Source organism: Micromonospora phytophila, from assembly GCF_023656545.1.
Classification (GTDB): Bacteria; Actinomycetota; Actinomycetes; order Mycobacteriales; family Micromonosporaceae; genus Micromonospora; species Micromonospora phytophila.
Map to the genome: position 1 here is coordinate 1 of NZ_JAMOKF010000136.1, position 12,777 is coordinate 12,777.

Here is a 12,777-nt window from a genome sequence, read left to right on the forward strand (position 1 = left end):
GAGGGCACCCGGCCGCCGCTCCGACGCCACCTGCCGGACGAGTCGGACGCGCGGTTCGCCGCGGCGGTCCGCGAGCTGGCCGACCGGCTCCGCGACGCGAACCGGCGGTGAGTCACCACCCCTCGGCAGAAGCGGAACCGTCCGTTTCAGCCGCTGATCGTGACGGCGACCGGACCGACGCGCAGGGTGCCGTCGTTCAGCGGCGTGCAGCGGATGCCACCCCTGCGGCGCATCGCCTTCCACGCGCCGGGGCCGATGGTGACCTCCATCCAGGCACACGGGTTGGCCGGGCGGTGGACCCGGAGGCTGACCGGGCCGTCTCCCGAGTCCAGGATCAGCACCGACCCGACCAGCTCGTCCACGGCGATGCCGGCGGTCAGGACATTGCGCCTGACCTGCACCAGATCGACGCCGGGCGGCAGCGACTCCTGGGCGATCACGGTCACGCTCGCGTCGCGGTGCGCCGGCTTGCCGAAGTACCGGTCGCCGACGATGCCGAGGCCCGCCCGGAGCCGGACCTGCTCGACCAGTTCACCGGGCGGGGCCGGCGCCGGACCGTCGGCGGGCCGGCCCACGTAGCGGTGCACGGGCGAGGCCAGCAACTGGACGATCCGCGGCATGACAGCGAGTCTACGAAGCAGGACGCGGCCATCCGGGCGACTGTCGCACACCGACCCGTCGGACACCCCGCTGCCACCGCCCGAACCCGCGGCCCACCTCCGGTACCGGTCGCCGCGTCCGGGACCGGCAGCGCGGGTGGACGGGCCGTCAGCGCAGTCGGGCGTACGCCAGCGGCAGCGGTGCCGGTTGACCGGGCCACGTGCCGGTGAGCATGGCGTCGGCCGGCCCGGTGCCACCGTCGGTGGTGCCGGCGGCGGGCCGGCGGACGACCGTCAGCTCGACGGAGTCCGTGACGATGAGCGTGCCGTCGTCCTCCACGACGCGACGAAGCGCCCCGACCGCCGGGGCGGTGTCCCCGACGCCGCCGGCGGTGACGATCAAGCTGGGCTCGCGGCGCTGGAGCTCGCCGTCGACCTCGAAGAACTCCTCCGCCTGGCCGGCGCGCCCGAAGATGGCGCCCGTCAGCGCCGCGGCGTAGACGGGGTCCGCGCACCCGTCGTACACCCAGCGCCGGCCGAGCACCGAGTGGTCGGTGGTGCCGACCAGCCAGTCGTCAGCACCGTCCAGGGGTGCGCCGCGATAGGTGAGCGGGACCTGGTGGACCGGCCCGGCTCCGGCTCCGGCTCCGGCTCCGACTCCGACGACGATCGTCTCGATCCCGACCTCTCCGGCGGGATCGTCGAACCGGTAGGCCGCCAGGCTCACGACGTCGGCGGTCGCCTCTCCCCGGTACCACGGACGCCCGGGCAGCCAGGCCGCCAGGAGTTCGAGCTTCGTGGGATGCAGTTTCGCTCGGTGCAGCAACGCCATACGCCGAATCGTAGGGTCACCTGGGCGCGGCGTACCGCCGCGGGTCGGCCAGGGCTCCCCGGCCGACCCGCGGCGGGCGACGGTCACGGGTAGTTCGTCAGGTACACCACCTGGTTGGCGGCGTTCGCGGTGCCGCCGGTGCCGTTGACCACCCGGCCGATGGTGCCGACGCCGCCGAGGGAGACGGTGACCATGTTGGTGAACCGGACGTTCGGGTTGGTCGGCGTCTCGATGGCCCGGTCCGCGACCACCGACGGGTCGACGTTGAAGTAGCAGTAGCTGCCCAGTCCCCACGCCTGGTGGCTGGTCACCGTGTCGGCCACCTTGTACGCGGCGTAGCCCCGGGTCGCCCCGTTCATCCAGGCACCCTGGTTCGGCGGGTCGTACGGCATCTCGTTCTGGTAGAAGTACGTGCGGCCGCCGTTGCCGTTCCAGACGGTCTGGTACTTCTGGTAGTGCTCGACGAAGAGGCCGTACATCGTCACGTTGTCACCGTTGACGGTCAGGCCGGTGTCGGCGGTGTTCACCGCCCACCCGACGCCGTCGCCGTGGTCGGCCCGCCACAGCCACATGTGGTCGCCGATGACGTTGTCGCTGTTGACCGTCAGCGTGTTGGTGGCCCGGCCGACGCCCGGTCCGCCGATGCGGAAGAAGACGTCGTGCAGCGAGGTGGGGTTGGCGGCGTGGCTGGCCGCCGAGCCGGTCGGGCCGACCTCCATCAGCACGGGCGAGTTCGTCGCGCCCGCCTGACCCGAAAATCCTGAAGGAGTGGGCAGGCGGCAGCACCCGGCGGAGCGTCCGCGGAGCCGGGTTCCTGAGTTAGGCGGCTGGCTGGGCGATGACGAGTTGGCCGTCGGTGATGCGGATCTGCTGACCGGTGATGTGTTCGAGTTGGCGGGCCAGGCTGCGGGCCTGCCGGTCCTTGTTGATACGGGTGTCGTAGAAGTCGGGGCCGAGGTCGTGGTAGCGCGCCTGCGGGTCCGACAGCAGGTGCCAGGCGATGGTCAGTACCGAGTTGCCAACAGCGACCAGGGCTTTCTTCTTGCCGCGATGTCGGACCAGTCGGCGGTAGCGGGCACCGAGGAAGGTCCGGGTGCGGGACGTGGAGATGGCGACTTCGCCCAGCGCGCCGGCCAGCCAGGGGTTGCCCTTGCCCGTGGCGCCACTGCTGGGCTTCTTTCCGCCGGACTGCTTGACCTGCGGGCAGAACTTCGCCCAGGACACCAGGTGCGCTGCGGTGGCGAACCGGGTCATGTCCACGCCGATCTCGGCGATGATGTCCTGCGCGGACACCCGCCCGATGCCCGCCACTTCATCGAGCTGAGCGACCTGATGCTCGAAAGGGGCGATCAACTCGTCGATCTTCGCCGTCAGCTCGCCGATCTGCTGCGACAGCCGGTCGATGTTGTCCAGCATCATGCGACAGATGTAGGCGTGGTGATCGGCGAAGTGTCCCGTCAACGCCTCCTCCAACACGCTGATCTTGGCGCGCATCCGGCCCCGCGCCATCTGCGCCAACACCTTCGGGTCCCGCTCACCCGCGATCAGCGCCTCGATCATCTGCCGTCCGGACACCCCGTGGATGTCGCGGATGAACGAACTGAGCTTGATCTGGGCGTCTTCCAGGACCTTCTCGATACGTTGCTTCTCCCGGGTGCGCTCCTGAGTCAGGGCGCGACGGTAGCGGCAGAGATCCCGTAACCGGCGGATCGGCTTGGGCGGCACGAAACTGGGTCGGGCCATACCCCGCTCAGCGACCTTGGCCAGCCAGATCGCGTCCTCCCGGTCGGTCTTGGGCCGCCCCGGCAGGTTCTTGACCTGCTTGGCATCCAGCAGCCAGCACTCGACAGCATCCTCCAGCAGGTAGAACGGCGGCTTCCAGTAGTCGCTGGTCGCTTCCATCACCACCAGCGTCACCTGCTGGCTGTGGAGCCAGTCCGCCATCTGCAAGATCGCGCGGGTCGTCGCCTGGTAGGTACGCACTTCCTGACGCCGCCGCCCGGCGTCACCAGGAATCCGCACGCATACCTTCAACTCGCCCTTCGCCACGTCGATCGCCGCGACGCGCTCGACCATCCTGTCGTGTTCTTCCACCACATCCACGGCTCACCTCCACGACCTGGACCAGCGTGGTTGCCCGCGGGAGCCGGCGGGGAAAGCGAGAATCTGACCCGCGTGCTCGAAGCGACAATGCAGGACCCCTGAAGCGACTCCCAGCGTCTGACTCAAACACGGGCTCATGGCACCAAGGCGGTTCGACGTCGGCGAGCAACCACACCCCCGATTTTCAGCCCGGCAGGACGCGCCGCAAGGGGCACGGGTGACTCGAACATGATGCCGGCGACCTTCACGCCGTCGACGTCGGCGACCCGCATGGCGACGGTGCCGTTGTCGGCCTGGATGGTGGCCAGGCCGAGGCCGAGGATCACCGTGTCGGGGCGGTCGACCCGGATCGGTTCGGTGACATGGTGCACGCCGGGGGTGAACAGCAGGTGCCGGCCCTGGGCGAGCGCCGCGTTGATGGTGGCCGCGCTGGTGCCCGGCCGGACGACAAAGAACTCGGCCAGCGAGAGCGACGAGCCGGCCGGGGTCTTGCCGTACCAGCTGGTGCCGGTGGAGTTGGTGCGCAGGGCCGGCACGAAGACCCGGTACTCGCCGGAGCCGTCGACGTGGAGGAAGGGCTTCTCCCGCACCTGGGGGGTCTGCGGGATCACGGTGTGCGAAGGGTTGGGGAAGCTCGGCGGCGGGGCGCCGGTGACGCCCTGGAAGACCATGTTCCACACCGAGCCGGACCAGCCGCCGAACTCGCTGTTGCGTGAGTACCACTGCTGCTGGGAGCCGGAGACCACCTGGCCGTCGATCCTGGTGTCGGCCATCAGGCCGCCGCTGGCCCAGCCGTCGCCGCCGTTCCAGAGCTGGATCTGGTTCTGCGCGCCGCGCAGGTGCATCCGGCGGTACGGTGCGGCCTGCGACACCGCCCACCGTTCCACGGTCACCCCGGCGGGCAGGGTCACCGACAGGTTCTCGGCGGCCCGCCAGAAGTTCTGGGTGGCGTTGCCGCCGAACCAGAACGCCTCGGCGCGGACGTGGCCGTTGAGGTTCACGTCGTCCGGGCTCATGCCGAGGCCGGCGACCTGGGTGAAGAAGCCGAGGTTGACGTCGGCGGTGTAGGTGCCCGGCTTGAAGAGCACGGCGTAGCGCTCCGGGCCGAACTGGTTGCGCTCCTGCTGGATGAAGATGGTGTTCAGCCGGCTCTGGATGGTGGCGGTCGGGGTGCCCGGGTCGAAGACGAACGTGTTCGGGCCGAGGTTGGGGTTGCGCGGGTCGGTCGGCTCGACCGGGGGCTCGCTGGTTCCGCCGGTGGTGTTCACCTGGAACTCCCAGAGCGAGTAGCCGTAGCCGGTGGCCCGGGCCGTGCCGTACATCCGCACGTAGCGACCGCTGCCGGCGACGGTCAGCGTCTGGGTGCCGCCGGTGCCGGTGGTGGTGCTGTGGATCGAGGTCCAGGTGGTGCCGTCGGTCGAGGTCTGGATCTGGAACGCCCGGGCGTACGCGGCCTCCCAGTTGAGCACCACCCGGCAGATGGACCGGGTGGCGCCCAGGTCGACCCGGAGCCACTGCGGGTCGCTGGCCGCGGTGGCCCAGCGGGTGCCGGGGTTGCCGTCGACGGCGGCCGAGGCGGGCAGGCCGGCGTTCTCCACCGACGAGGCGGTGGCGGGTCGCCCCTGCGCGGCGTTGGTGCTGCCGCAGGTGGGGGTGGTGCCGCCGCTCTCGCCGTAGACCTGGAACTCCCAGAGCGAGTAGCCGTAGCCCGTGGCGCGGGCGGTGCCGTACATCCGCACGTAGCGACCGCTGCCGGCGACGGTCAGGGTCTGCGTCCCCCCGGTCCCGGCTGTGGTGCTGTGGATCGGGGTCCAGGCGGTGCCGTCGTCGGAGGTCTGGATCTGGAAGGCGCGGGCGTAGGCACCCTCCCAGACCAGGGTGACCTGGCTGATGGTGGCCCGGGCGCCCAGGTCGACCTGGAGCCACTGCGGGTCGCTGAAGGCGCTGGACCAGCGGGTGCCGGTGTTGCCGTCGACGGCCGCGGAGGCGGGGGTGGCCGCGTTCTCGGTGGAGGAGGCGGTCGCCGGCCGGCCCTGGGAGAGCAGCACCGGCGCGGCCTGCGCCGGGGGCACGGCCGGTGCCAGCGCCGCGACGAGCGCCACCACCAGGCCGATGAGGGTACGCCGCCGACCGGGCCGCCGGCCCGGCGCAGGGCGTGCGGATGTAGTGCGAGATGTCATGACTTCGCCTGTCGATAGAGGGCTGCGGACGCCGGGCGCGACGGGGATGACGGGACGGACGCAGGTGCCGGGATTGGTGCCCGCCGGGAGGGCACCGTGACCGGGGAGCGCTCTCCGGTGAGTGTTGCGGGGCGGTTGCGGCGGCGTCAAGACATCGATCTATAACACTGTTATTTATTTCGATTTTCCGGTATGCGGCTCTTGCCGGGTCAGGGCCGCTGGCCACCGGTGGCGAGCAGCCGGGCGATCGGCAGGGTGGCCGCGCCGAGCGCGACCGCGTCCACCCCCAGCCGGCACAGCTCGATCGACGCCTGCTCGTACGGCTGGCGCAGCGCCTGGCGGCCGGCCGCCTCGCGGATCGCGGGCAGGAGGTCGCCGAGCGCCATCGCGGCCCAGCCGCCCAGCACCACCCGCTCGGGGTTGAACAGGTTGATCAGGTTCGCCACCCCGGCGCCGAGGTAGGCGGCGGTCTCGTCGAGCACCCGGCGCGCGGTCGCCGAGCTTCCGGCGGCCTCGACCAGGGCGCTGAGCTGGGACTCCTCGTCCTCGCCCGGCACGGCCCGGCCACGCCGCGCCTCCCGGTAGCGGTCGATGATCGCCTCCGCGCCCACGTACGCCTCCAGGCAGCCGCGAGCCCCGCAGCGGCAGGCCCGGCCCCCGTACACCAGGGTGGTGTGCCCCCACTCCCCCGCGCTGCTGGACGCCCCGCGATAGGTGACCCCGTTGGTCACCACGGCGGCCCCGACACCGGAACCGACCAGGGCGAAGACGGCGTGCCGGGCGCCCCGCCCGGCGCCGAACCACATCTCCGCCTGGCCCAGCGTCTTGGCGCCGTTGTCCATGTGCAGCGGCAGGTCGGTGCCGGCGGCGATGAGCCGCTCCAGCGGCACCCGGTCCCAGCCGAGGGCCTGGGCGTGCACCACCGCCTCCGCGCCCTGCTGCACCACACCGGAGACGCCGATGCCGACGCCGAGCACGTCGGTGGGGGCGACCCGGGCCTGCGCGGTGACCGCCTCGATCCCGGCCAGCACGTGCCCGGCGACCCTCGCCGGCTCGGTGCGCGCCGGATCCAGCGGGTACTCCACGCTCGCCAGCAGCACCATCGCGAAGTCGAAGAGCTCGACCCGCACCCGGGTCTCCCCCACGTCCACCCCGACGACGAAGGCGAAGCGCGGCGCGACCCGCAGCATCATGCTGGGCCGGCCGCCGTCGGACTCGGCCGCGCCCGCCTCGACGACGAGGCCCTCGTCGATCAGGTCGCCCACCACGTTGCTCACCGCCGGCTGGCTCAACCCCGTGCTGCGCACCAGGTCCTGGCGGGTCAGCGGGCCGTCGAGGAAGAGCTTCGACAACAGGGCCGAGCGGTTGCGCACCCGGACGCTCCGATTGGTCGCTCGCGCCAACTCCACACGTCACCTCGATCTTCCGGACCGTCCGAGGCGACTGTACGACCCCATGCTTGACGGCCCTGCGGACAACCACTTTAATGACGACATTCATTAAGCCGTGATTTAACCCCCCGCTACACCTCGGCGGCGTGCCGCCGGGAACACCCGCCCCCGCCCGACCGCCGCCCGCGATCCCCCGCACCTCCCCGGGCGCCGGTGCCCCCACCACCTGAACCGGAAGGGCAGATCGTGTCGAGACGACACCTCGCGATGTTCGCCGCCGCCGCACTCGCGGCCGCCTCCCTGACCGCCTGTGGCGACTCGGACGGCTCGTCCGCCGGGTCCGCGAAGACCCTCACCTACTGGGCCAGCAACCAGGGCGCCAGCCTGGAGGCCGACAAGCAGACCCTCCAGCCCGAGCTGGACAAGTTCGAGAAGCAGACCGGCATCAAGGTCAACGTCGAGGTGGTCCCCTGGTCGGACCTGCTCAACCGGCTGCTCGCCGCCGCCACCTCCGGCCAGGGCCCGGACGTGGTCAACATCGGCAACACCTGGTCGGCGTCGTTGCAGGCGACCGGGGCGATGGTCGAGTTCGACGACGCCACCCTCGACAAGGTCGGCGGCAAGGACCGGTTCGTCCCGGCCGCGCTCGCCGCCGCCGGCGCGCCCGGCAAGCCGCCCGCCGCCGTGCCGCTCTACAGCCTCGGCTACGCGCTCTACTACAACAAGAAGGCCTTCGCCGACGCCGGCATCGCCAGCCCGCCGACCACCTGGGAGCAGCTGGCCGAGACCGGCCGGAAGCTGACCGGCGGCGGCAAGTGGGGCCTCGCGGTCGAAGGCGCGAACCCGTCGGAGAACGCGCACCACGCCTTCACCTTCGGTCAGCAGTACGGCGGCGAGTGGTTCGACGCGGCCGGCAAGCCGACCTTCGACACCCCGCAGAACGTCGCCGCGGTCAAGCGCTACGTCGACCTGATGGCCACCGACAAGATCGTCAACCCGAGCAACGCCGAGTACGCGCAGAACCAGTCCGTCTCCGACTTCGCCAACGGCAAGGCCGCGATGCTGCTCTGGCAGGCCGCCGGCGCCAACCTGAAGTCGCAGAACATGGCCCCCGACGCGTACGGGATCGCGCCGGTGCCGTTCCTGGCCGCCCCGCCGGCCGGCGGCAAGAAGGTCAACAGCATGGTCGCCGGGATCAACCTGGCGGTGTTCAAGCACACGAAGAACAAGGACGCCGCGCTGGAGTTCGTCAAGTTCATGACCAGCGACGCCGAGCAGGTGGCGCTGAACAAGACGTACGGCTCGCTGCCCGCCGTCACGACCGTCGCCAACGACGCCGCGTTCTCCGCTCCGGAGCAGAAGGTGCTCCAGCAGACCCTCGCCACCACCGCAGCGCCGCTGCCGCAGGTGCCCGACGAAAGCACGTTCGAGACGCTGGTCGGCACCGCCATCAAGGAACTCTTCGCCGACGCGGCCGGCGGCAAGCCGGTCACCGAGGAGAGCGTCCGGCAGAAGCTGACCCAGGCCCAGCAGCAGATGCGCTGACCCCGCCGGACCGGTGGCCGTGGGTGGGATCGCCGACCCGCCCACGGCCGCCCCGCGAGAGGACCCCGATGGCAACCAGCACGACCCCCCGGGACGTCGCCGCTCCCGACCGGCCGCCGGGCGCCGGAGCGTCGACGAAGGCCCCGTCCCGGCGGCCCCGCCGTACCCTCCTGCCGTACCTGCTGCTCGCCCCGGCCATCGTGCTGGAGCTCGCGATCCACGTGGTCCCGATGCTCGTCGGCGCGTGGATGAGCCTGCTGGAGCTGACCCAGTTCCACATCCGCGACTGGTCCACCGCCCCCTTCGTCGGCCTGGACAACTACCGGATGGTGCTCGACTTCGACTCCGCCGCCGGGGCCGAGCTGCTGCAATCGTTCTGGGTGACCGTGGTCTACACGGTGGCCTCGGTGGGAATCTCCTGGGTGCTCGGCACCGCCGCCGCCGTGCTGCTGCAACGACCGTTCCGCGGTCGCGGCATCCTGCGCGCGCTCTTCCTCACCCCGTACGCGCTGCCCGTCTACACCGCCGTGATCACCTGGAGCTTCCTCTTCCAGCGGGACACCGGCCTGGTCAACCACGTCCTGGTCGACCAGCTCCACCTGTTCGGCGACCGGCCGTTCTGGCTGATCGGGGAGAACAGCTTCGCCGCGCTGCTGATCGTCTCGGTCTGGCGGTCCTGGCCGTTCGCCTTCCTGTGCGTCATGGCCGGCCTGCAGAACATCCCCGGTGACCTCTACGAGGCCGCCGCCATGGACGGGGCCGGCTTCTGGCGGCGGCTGCGCTCGGTGACCCTGCCCATGCTGCGCCCGGTCAACCTGGTCCTGCTGCTGGTGCTCTTCCTCTGGACCTTCAACGACTTCAACACCCCGTACGTGCTCTTCGGCGGCTCCGCGCCGGACCAGGCGGACCTGATCTCGATCCACATCTACCGCAGCTCCTTCAAGACCTGGGACTTCGGCTCCGGCTCGGCGATGTCGGTGGCGCTGCTGCTGTTCCTGCTCGTGGTCACCGCCGGATACCTGCTAATCACCAACCGCCGGAGGAACGATGCGTGAGACCGCCGCCGAGCGCTGGGCCCGCCGGGTCGTGCTGACCCTGCTCGCGATCTTCGTGCTCGTCCCGCTCTACGTGATGGTCAGCTCGGCGCTCAAGCCGTTGAAGGACGTGCAGAACGCCTTCACCTGGTGGCCGCGGCGGCCGACGCTGCAGGCGTTCGTCGACATGTGGTCGACCGTGCCGCTCGGCCGCTACCTGGTGAACAGCCTGGTCGTCTCCTCCGTGGCGGCGGTCTTCTCGGTCACCGTGGCGATCTTCGCCGCGTTCGCGGTGAGCCGCTACCGCTTCCGCGGCCGGGGGCTGTTCTCGGTGACCGTGCTCTCCACCCAGATGTTCCCCGGCATCCTCTTCCTGCTGCCGCTGTTCCTGATCTACGTCAACCTGGGCAACGCCACCGGCATCCAGCTCTACGCCAGCCGCACCGGCCTGATCATCACCTACCTCACCTTCTCGCTGCCGTTCTCGATCTGGATGCTGGTCGGCTACTTCGACTCGATTCCCCGGGGGCTGGACGAGGCCGCGCAGGTCGACGGCGCCGGGCCGCTGCGCACGCTGTTCCAGGTGGTGCTGCCGGCGGCGGTGCCCGGCGTCATCGCGGTGACCGTGTACGCGTTCATGACCGCCTGGGGCGAGGTGCTCTTCGCCTCGGTGATGACCAACGAGTCCAGCCGCACCCTGGCGGTCGGCCTGCAGGGCTACTCCACCCAGTTCAACGTCTACTGGAACCAGGTGATGGCGGCCTCGCTGGTGGTCAGCCTCCCGGTCGTCGCCGGTTTCCTGGCGTTGCAGCGCTACTTCGTCGCCGGCCTCACCGCCGGCGCGGTCAAGTAAGGCCATGTACACCGCACGCCCGGAGGAGAACCGACCAGTGCCGGACCTGTCCAAGCTGCCACCCGACTTCGTCTGGGGCGTCGCCACCGCGGCCTACCAGATCGAGGGCGCCGTCGACGTCGACGGGCGGTCGCCGTCCATCTGGGACACCTTCAGCCAGGTGCCCGGGGCCGTCGCCAACGGCGACACCGGCGCCGTCGCCTGCGACCACTACCACCGCTGGCCCGAGGACGTGGCGCTGATGCGGCGCCTCGGCGTCGACGCGTACCGGTTCTCGGTGGCCTGGCCCCGGGTCCGGCCCGACGGCGTCGGCGCGGTCAACCCGAAGGGGCTGGACTTCTACGACCGGCTGGTCGACACGCTGCTGGCGACCGGGATCCGGCCGTTCGTGACGCTGTACCACTGGGACCTGCCGCAGGCGTTGCAGGACCGGGGCGGCTGGCCGGAGCGCGCCACCGCCGAGGCGTTCGCGGACTACGCGTCCGTGGTGGCGGCCCGCCTCGGTGACCGGGTCGCCGACTGGAACACCGTCAACGAGCCGCTCTGCGTCTCCTGGATCGGGCACCTGGAGGGGCGGATGGCCCCCGGCGAGCGGGACCTGACCCGGGCGGTGCGCACCTCGCACCACGTCCTGCTCGGGCACGGGCTGGCCACCCAGGCGATCCGGGCCGCCGCCGCCCGCCCGGCGTCCGTGGGCTCGGTGCTCAACCTCAGCCCCTGCGAGCCGGCGACCGACCGGCCGGAGGACGTGGCCGCCGCGCGGCGGATGGACGGCCACGTCAACCGGTGGTGGCTCGACCCGCTGCACGGGCGCGGCTACCCGGCGGACATGGTGGCCGCGTACGGCGTCGAGCCCCCGGTCCGCGGCGACGACCTTGCCGTGATCGCCACGCCGACCGACTTCCTCGGCGTCAACTACTACTTCCGTCAGGTGGTGGTGGACGACCCGGACGGTCCCCCGCCGTACGCCCGGCAGGTGCCGGTGCCGGGCTCGGTGGAGACCGCGATGGGCTGGGAGATGTACCCGGCCGGGCTGGAGCAGCTGCTGGTCGCGGTCTCCGAGGAGTACGCCCCGGCCCGGATCATCGTCACCGAGAGCGGCTCGGCCTGGCCCGACGAGGTCGGCCCGGACGGCGCCGTGGAGGACAAGGAGCGCACCGACCACCTGGAGCGGCACCTGGAGGCGTGCGCGTCGGCGGTGGCTCGGGGCGTTCCGCTGGCCGGTTACTTCGTCTGGTCCCTGCTCGACAACTTCGAGTGGGCGTACGGCTACGACAAACGCTTCGGCCTGGTGCACGTCGACTATCCCACCCAGCGACGGACGGTGAAGGCGAGCGGCCTGCGCTACGCCGACCTGATCCGCGCTCACCAGCGGCACACCGGTTCCGCGGAGGCGGTCCCGGTGCGCGGATGACGGGCCGACGGGGTCCGGGAAACCCTGGGTGCCGCGCCGGGCGGCACCCAGGGTCCCGGCCGGTCGCAGCCTCAGCCGAACCGTCAACGCCGGGACCACAGTGACCAGAGTGCCCGCCGGGGCTTTCGTCCGTTTTGCCGGATAAGGTGCTTAATGGGCTATACCGTCAGTCTGGCCTTCTCGACCGTCGAGAGGCGAGCTGAAGGAGCAGAGGCAGACGTGAAATTCATCCGGCGACTTACCGCTACCGGAGCGATCGCGATCGCGGCATCGAGCGCGGTGGTCCTGTCAGGCGGGGCTCCGGCGCTCGCCCAACCCGGCGACGCCAGCGCCCGCGGAGTGGTGGTGGACCTGGCCGCGACCGTGCTGGGCGTCCCGATCATCGCCGCCGACGTCGTCATCGGCACCGCGACCGCGCCGGCCGGTGGCGGCACGGACACCGACACCGCACTCGCGATCACCATCCCCGGCGCCCTGGGCGTGACCGCCTCGGGCACCGTGGTCGAGGTCAGCGCCACCCGAGGCGACACCGCCTCGTCGGCCAACGCCGAGATCGCCGATCTGGCGCTGGCCGTGCTCGGCACGCCGGTCATCGACGCCGAGGTCATCACCGCCGCCGTGGCCTGCCCGCAGGTCGGCCCGCAGACCGCCGACACCACCTTCACCGGGTTGGAGCTGTTCGGCGAACCGGTCGACCTGCTGCCGAACACTCCCGGCGTCACCGCCAGCACCGCTGTCGTCGTACCCGGGCTGGTCGGCGCGGCCCTGAACGCGACGCTGACGAACGTCGAGACCGTCACCGACGACGGCGCCGTCGCGATCGCCG

The 12,777-nt window shown here is 71.3% G+C and carries 11 protein-coding genes; 5 read left to right on the forward strand and 6 right to left on the reverse strand.

All coding sequences use genetic code 11. The annotated features are described in order from the left end of the window. Positions 1-146 precede the first annotated feature (146 nt). The 6 genes from NCC78_RS17215 to NCC78_RS17240 all read right to left on the reverse strand — a co-directional run bounded on the left by NCC78_RS17215 (position 147) and on the right by NCC78_RS17240 (position 7,087). Complete coding sequence (locus tag NCC78_RS17215) at positions 147-620, reverse strand: molybdenum cofactor biosysynthesis protein (RefSeq protein WP_250795616.1); 474 nt, start codon at positions 618-620, stop codon at positions 147-149. Positions 621-768: 148 nt separating this feature from the next. Continuing rightward, complete coding sequence (locus NCC78_RS17220) at positions 769-1,431, reverse strand: CG0192-related protein (RefSeq protein WP_250795617.1); 663 nt, start codon at positions 1,429-1,431, stop codon at positions 769-771. Between the two features lie 83 nt (positions 1,432-1,514). Continuing rightward, positions 1,515-2,207, reverse strand: coding sequence for a pectate lyase-like domain-containing protein (locus NCC78_RS17225; protein WP_504920354.1), 693 nt, complete (start codon positions 2,205-2,207; stop codon positions 1,515-1,517). Between the two features lie 43 nt (positions 2,208-2,250). Beyond that, positions 2,251-3,534 carry an IS110 family RNA-guided transposase gene (locus NCC78_RS17230; RefSeq protein WP_250795619.1) on the reverse strand — a complete coding sequence of 428 codons (1,284 nt, stop codon included), beginning with the start codon at positions 3,532-3,534 and terminating at the stop codon, positions 2,251-2,253. A 134-nt stretch (positions 3,535-3,668) separates the two neighbouring features. After that, positions 3,669-5,714: a discoidin domain-containing protein gene (locus tag NCC78_RS17235; protein WP_250795620.1), complete on the reverse strand. Its 2,046-nt coding sequence runs from the start codon at positions 5,712-5,714 to the stop codon at positions 3,669-3,671. 209 nt (positions 5,715-5,923) lie between these two features. Further along, on the reverse strand, positions 5,924-7,087 hold the full coding sequence (locus tag NCC78_RS17240; protein ID WP_250795621.1) for an ROK family transcriptional regulator: 1,164 nt from the start codon (positions 7,085-7,087) through the stop codon (positions 5,924-5,926). Between the two features lie 264 nt (positions 7,088-7,351). Between NCC78_RS17240 and NCC78_RS17245 the strand changes: the two genes are divergently transcribed. The 5 genes from NCC78_RS17245 to NCC78_RS17265 all read left to right on the forward strand — a co-directional run. After that, a complete protein-coding gene (locus NCC78_RS17245; RefSeq protein ID WP_250795622.1) occupies positions 7,352-8,650 on the forward strand; it encodes an ABC transporter substrate-binding protein in 1,299 nt (432 codons plus the stop codon). A gap of 68 nt (positions 8,651-8,718) precedes the next feature. Beyond that, positions 8,719-9,705 carry a carbohydrate ABC transporter permease gene (locus NCC78_RS17250; RefSeq protein ID WP_250795624.1) on the forward strand — a complete coding sequence of 329 codons (987 nt, stop codon included), beginning with the start codon at positions 8,719-8,721 and terminating at the stop codon, positions 9,703-9,705. After that, a complete protein-coding gene (locus NCC78_RS17255; protein ID WP_250795625.1) occupies positions 9,698-10,537 on the forward strand; it encodes a carbohydrate ABC transporter permease in 840 nt (279 codons plus the stop codon). Before NCC78_RS17250 ends, NCC78_RS17255 begins: the two co-directional genes overlap by 8 nt. A 4-nt stretch (positions 10,538-10,541) precedes the next feature. Further along, positions 10,542-11,951 (forward strand): GH1 family beta-glucosidase, encoded by a 1,410-nt coding sequence (locus NCC78_RS17260; RefSeq protein WP_250795626.1) that lies wholly within the window; start codon positions 10,542-10,544, stop codon positions 11,949-11,951. 219 nt (positions 11,952-12,170) lie between these two features. After that, on the forward strand, positions 12,171-12,777 hold a 607-nt coding region (locus NCC78_RS17265; protein WP_250795627.1), incomplete at its 3' end, for a hypothetical protein.

Coding starts and splice junctions, on each gene's coding strand:
- NCC78_RS17215 (WP_250795616.1), bottom strand. CDS start 620: ATGCCGCGGATCGTCCAGTTGCTGGCCTCGCCCGTGCACCGCTACGTG.
- NCC78_RS17220 (WP_250795617.1), bottom strand. CDS start 1,431: ATGGCGTTGCTGCACCGAGCGAAACTGCATCCCACGAAGCTCGAACTC.
- NCC78_RS17235 (WP_250795620.1), bottom strand. CDS start 5,714: ATGACATCTCGCACTACATCCGCACGCCCTGCGCCGGGCCGGCGGCCC.
- NCC78_RS17250 (WP_250795624.1), top strand. CDS start 8,719: ATGGCAACCAGCACGACCCCCCGGGACGTCGCCGCTCCCGACCGGCCG.
- NCC78_RS17255 (WP_250795625.1), top strand. CDS start 9,698: ATGCGTGAGACCGCCGCCGAGCGCTGGGCCCGCCGGGTCGTGCTGACC.
- NCC78_RS17260 (WP_250795626.1), top strand. CDS start 10,542: ATGTACACCGCACGCCCGGAGGAGAACCGACCAGTGCCGGACCTGTCC.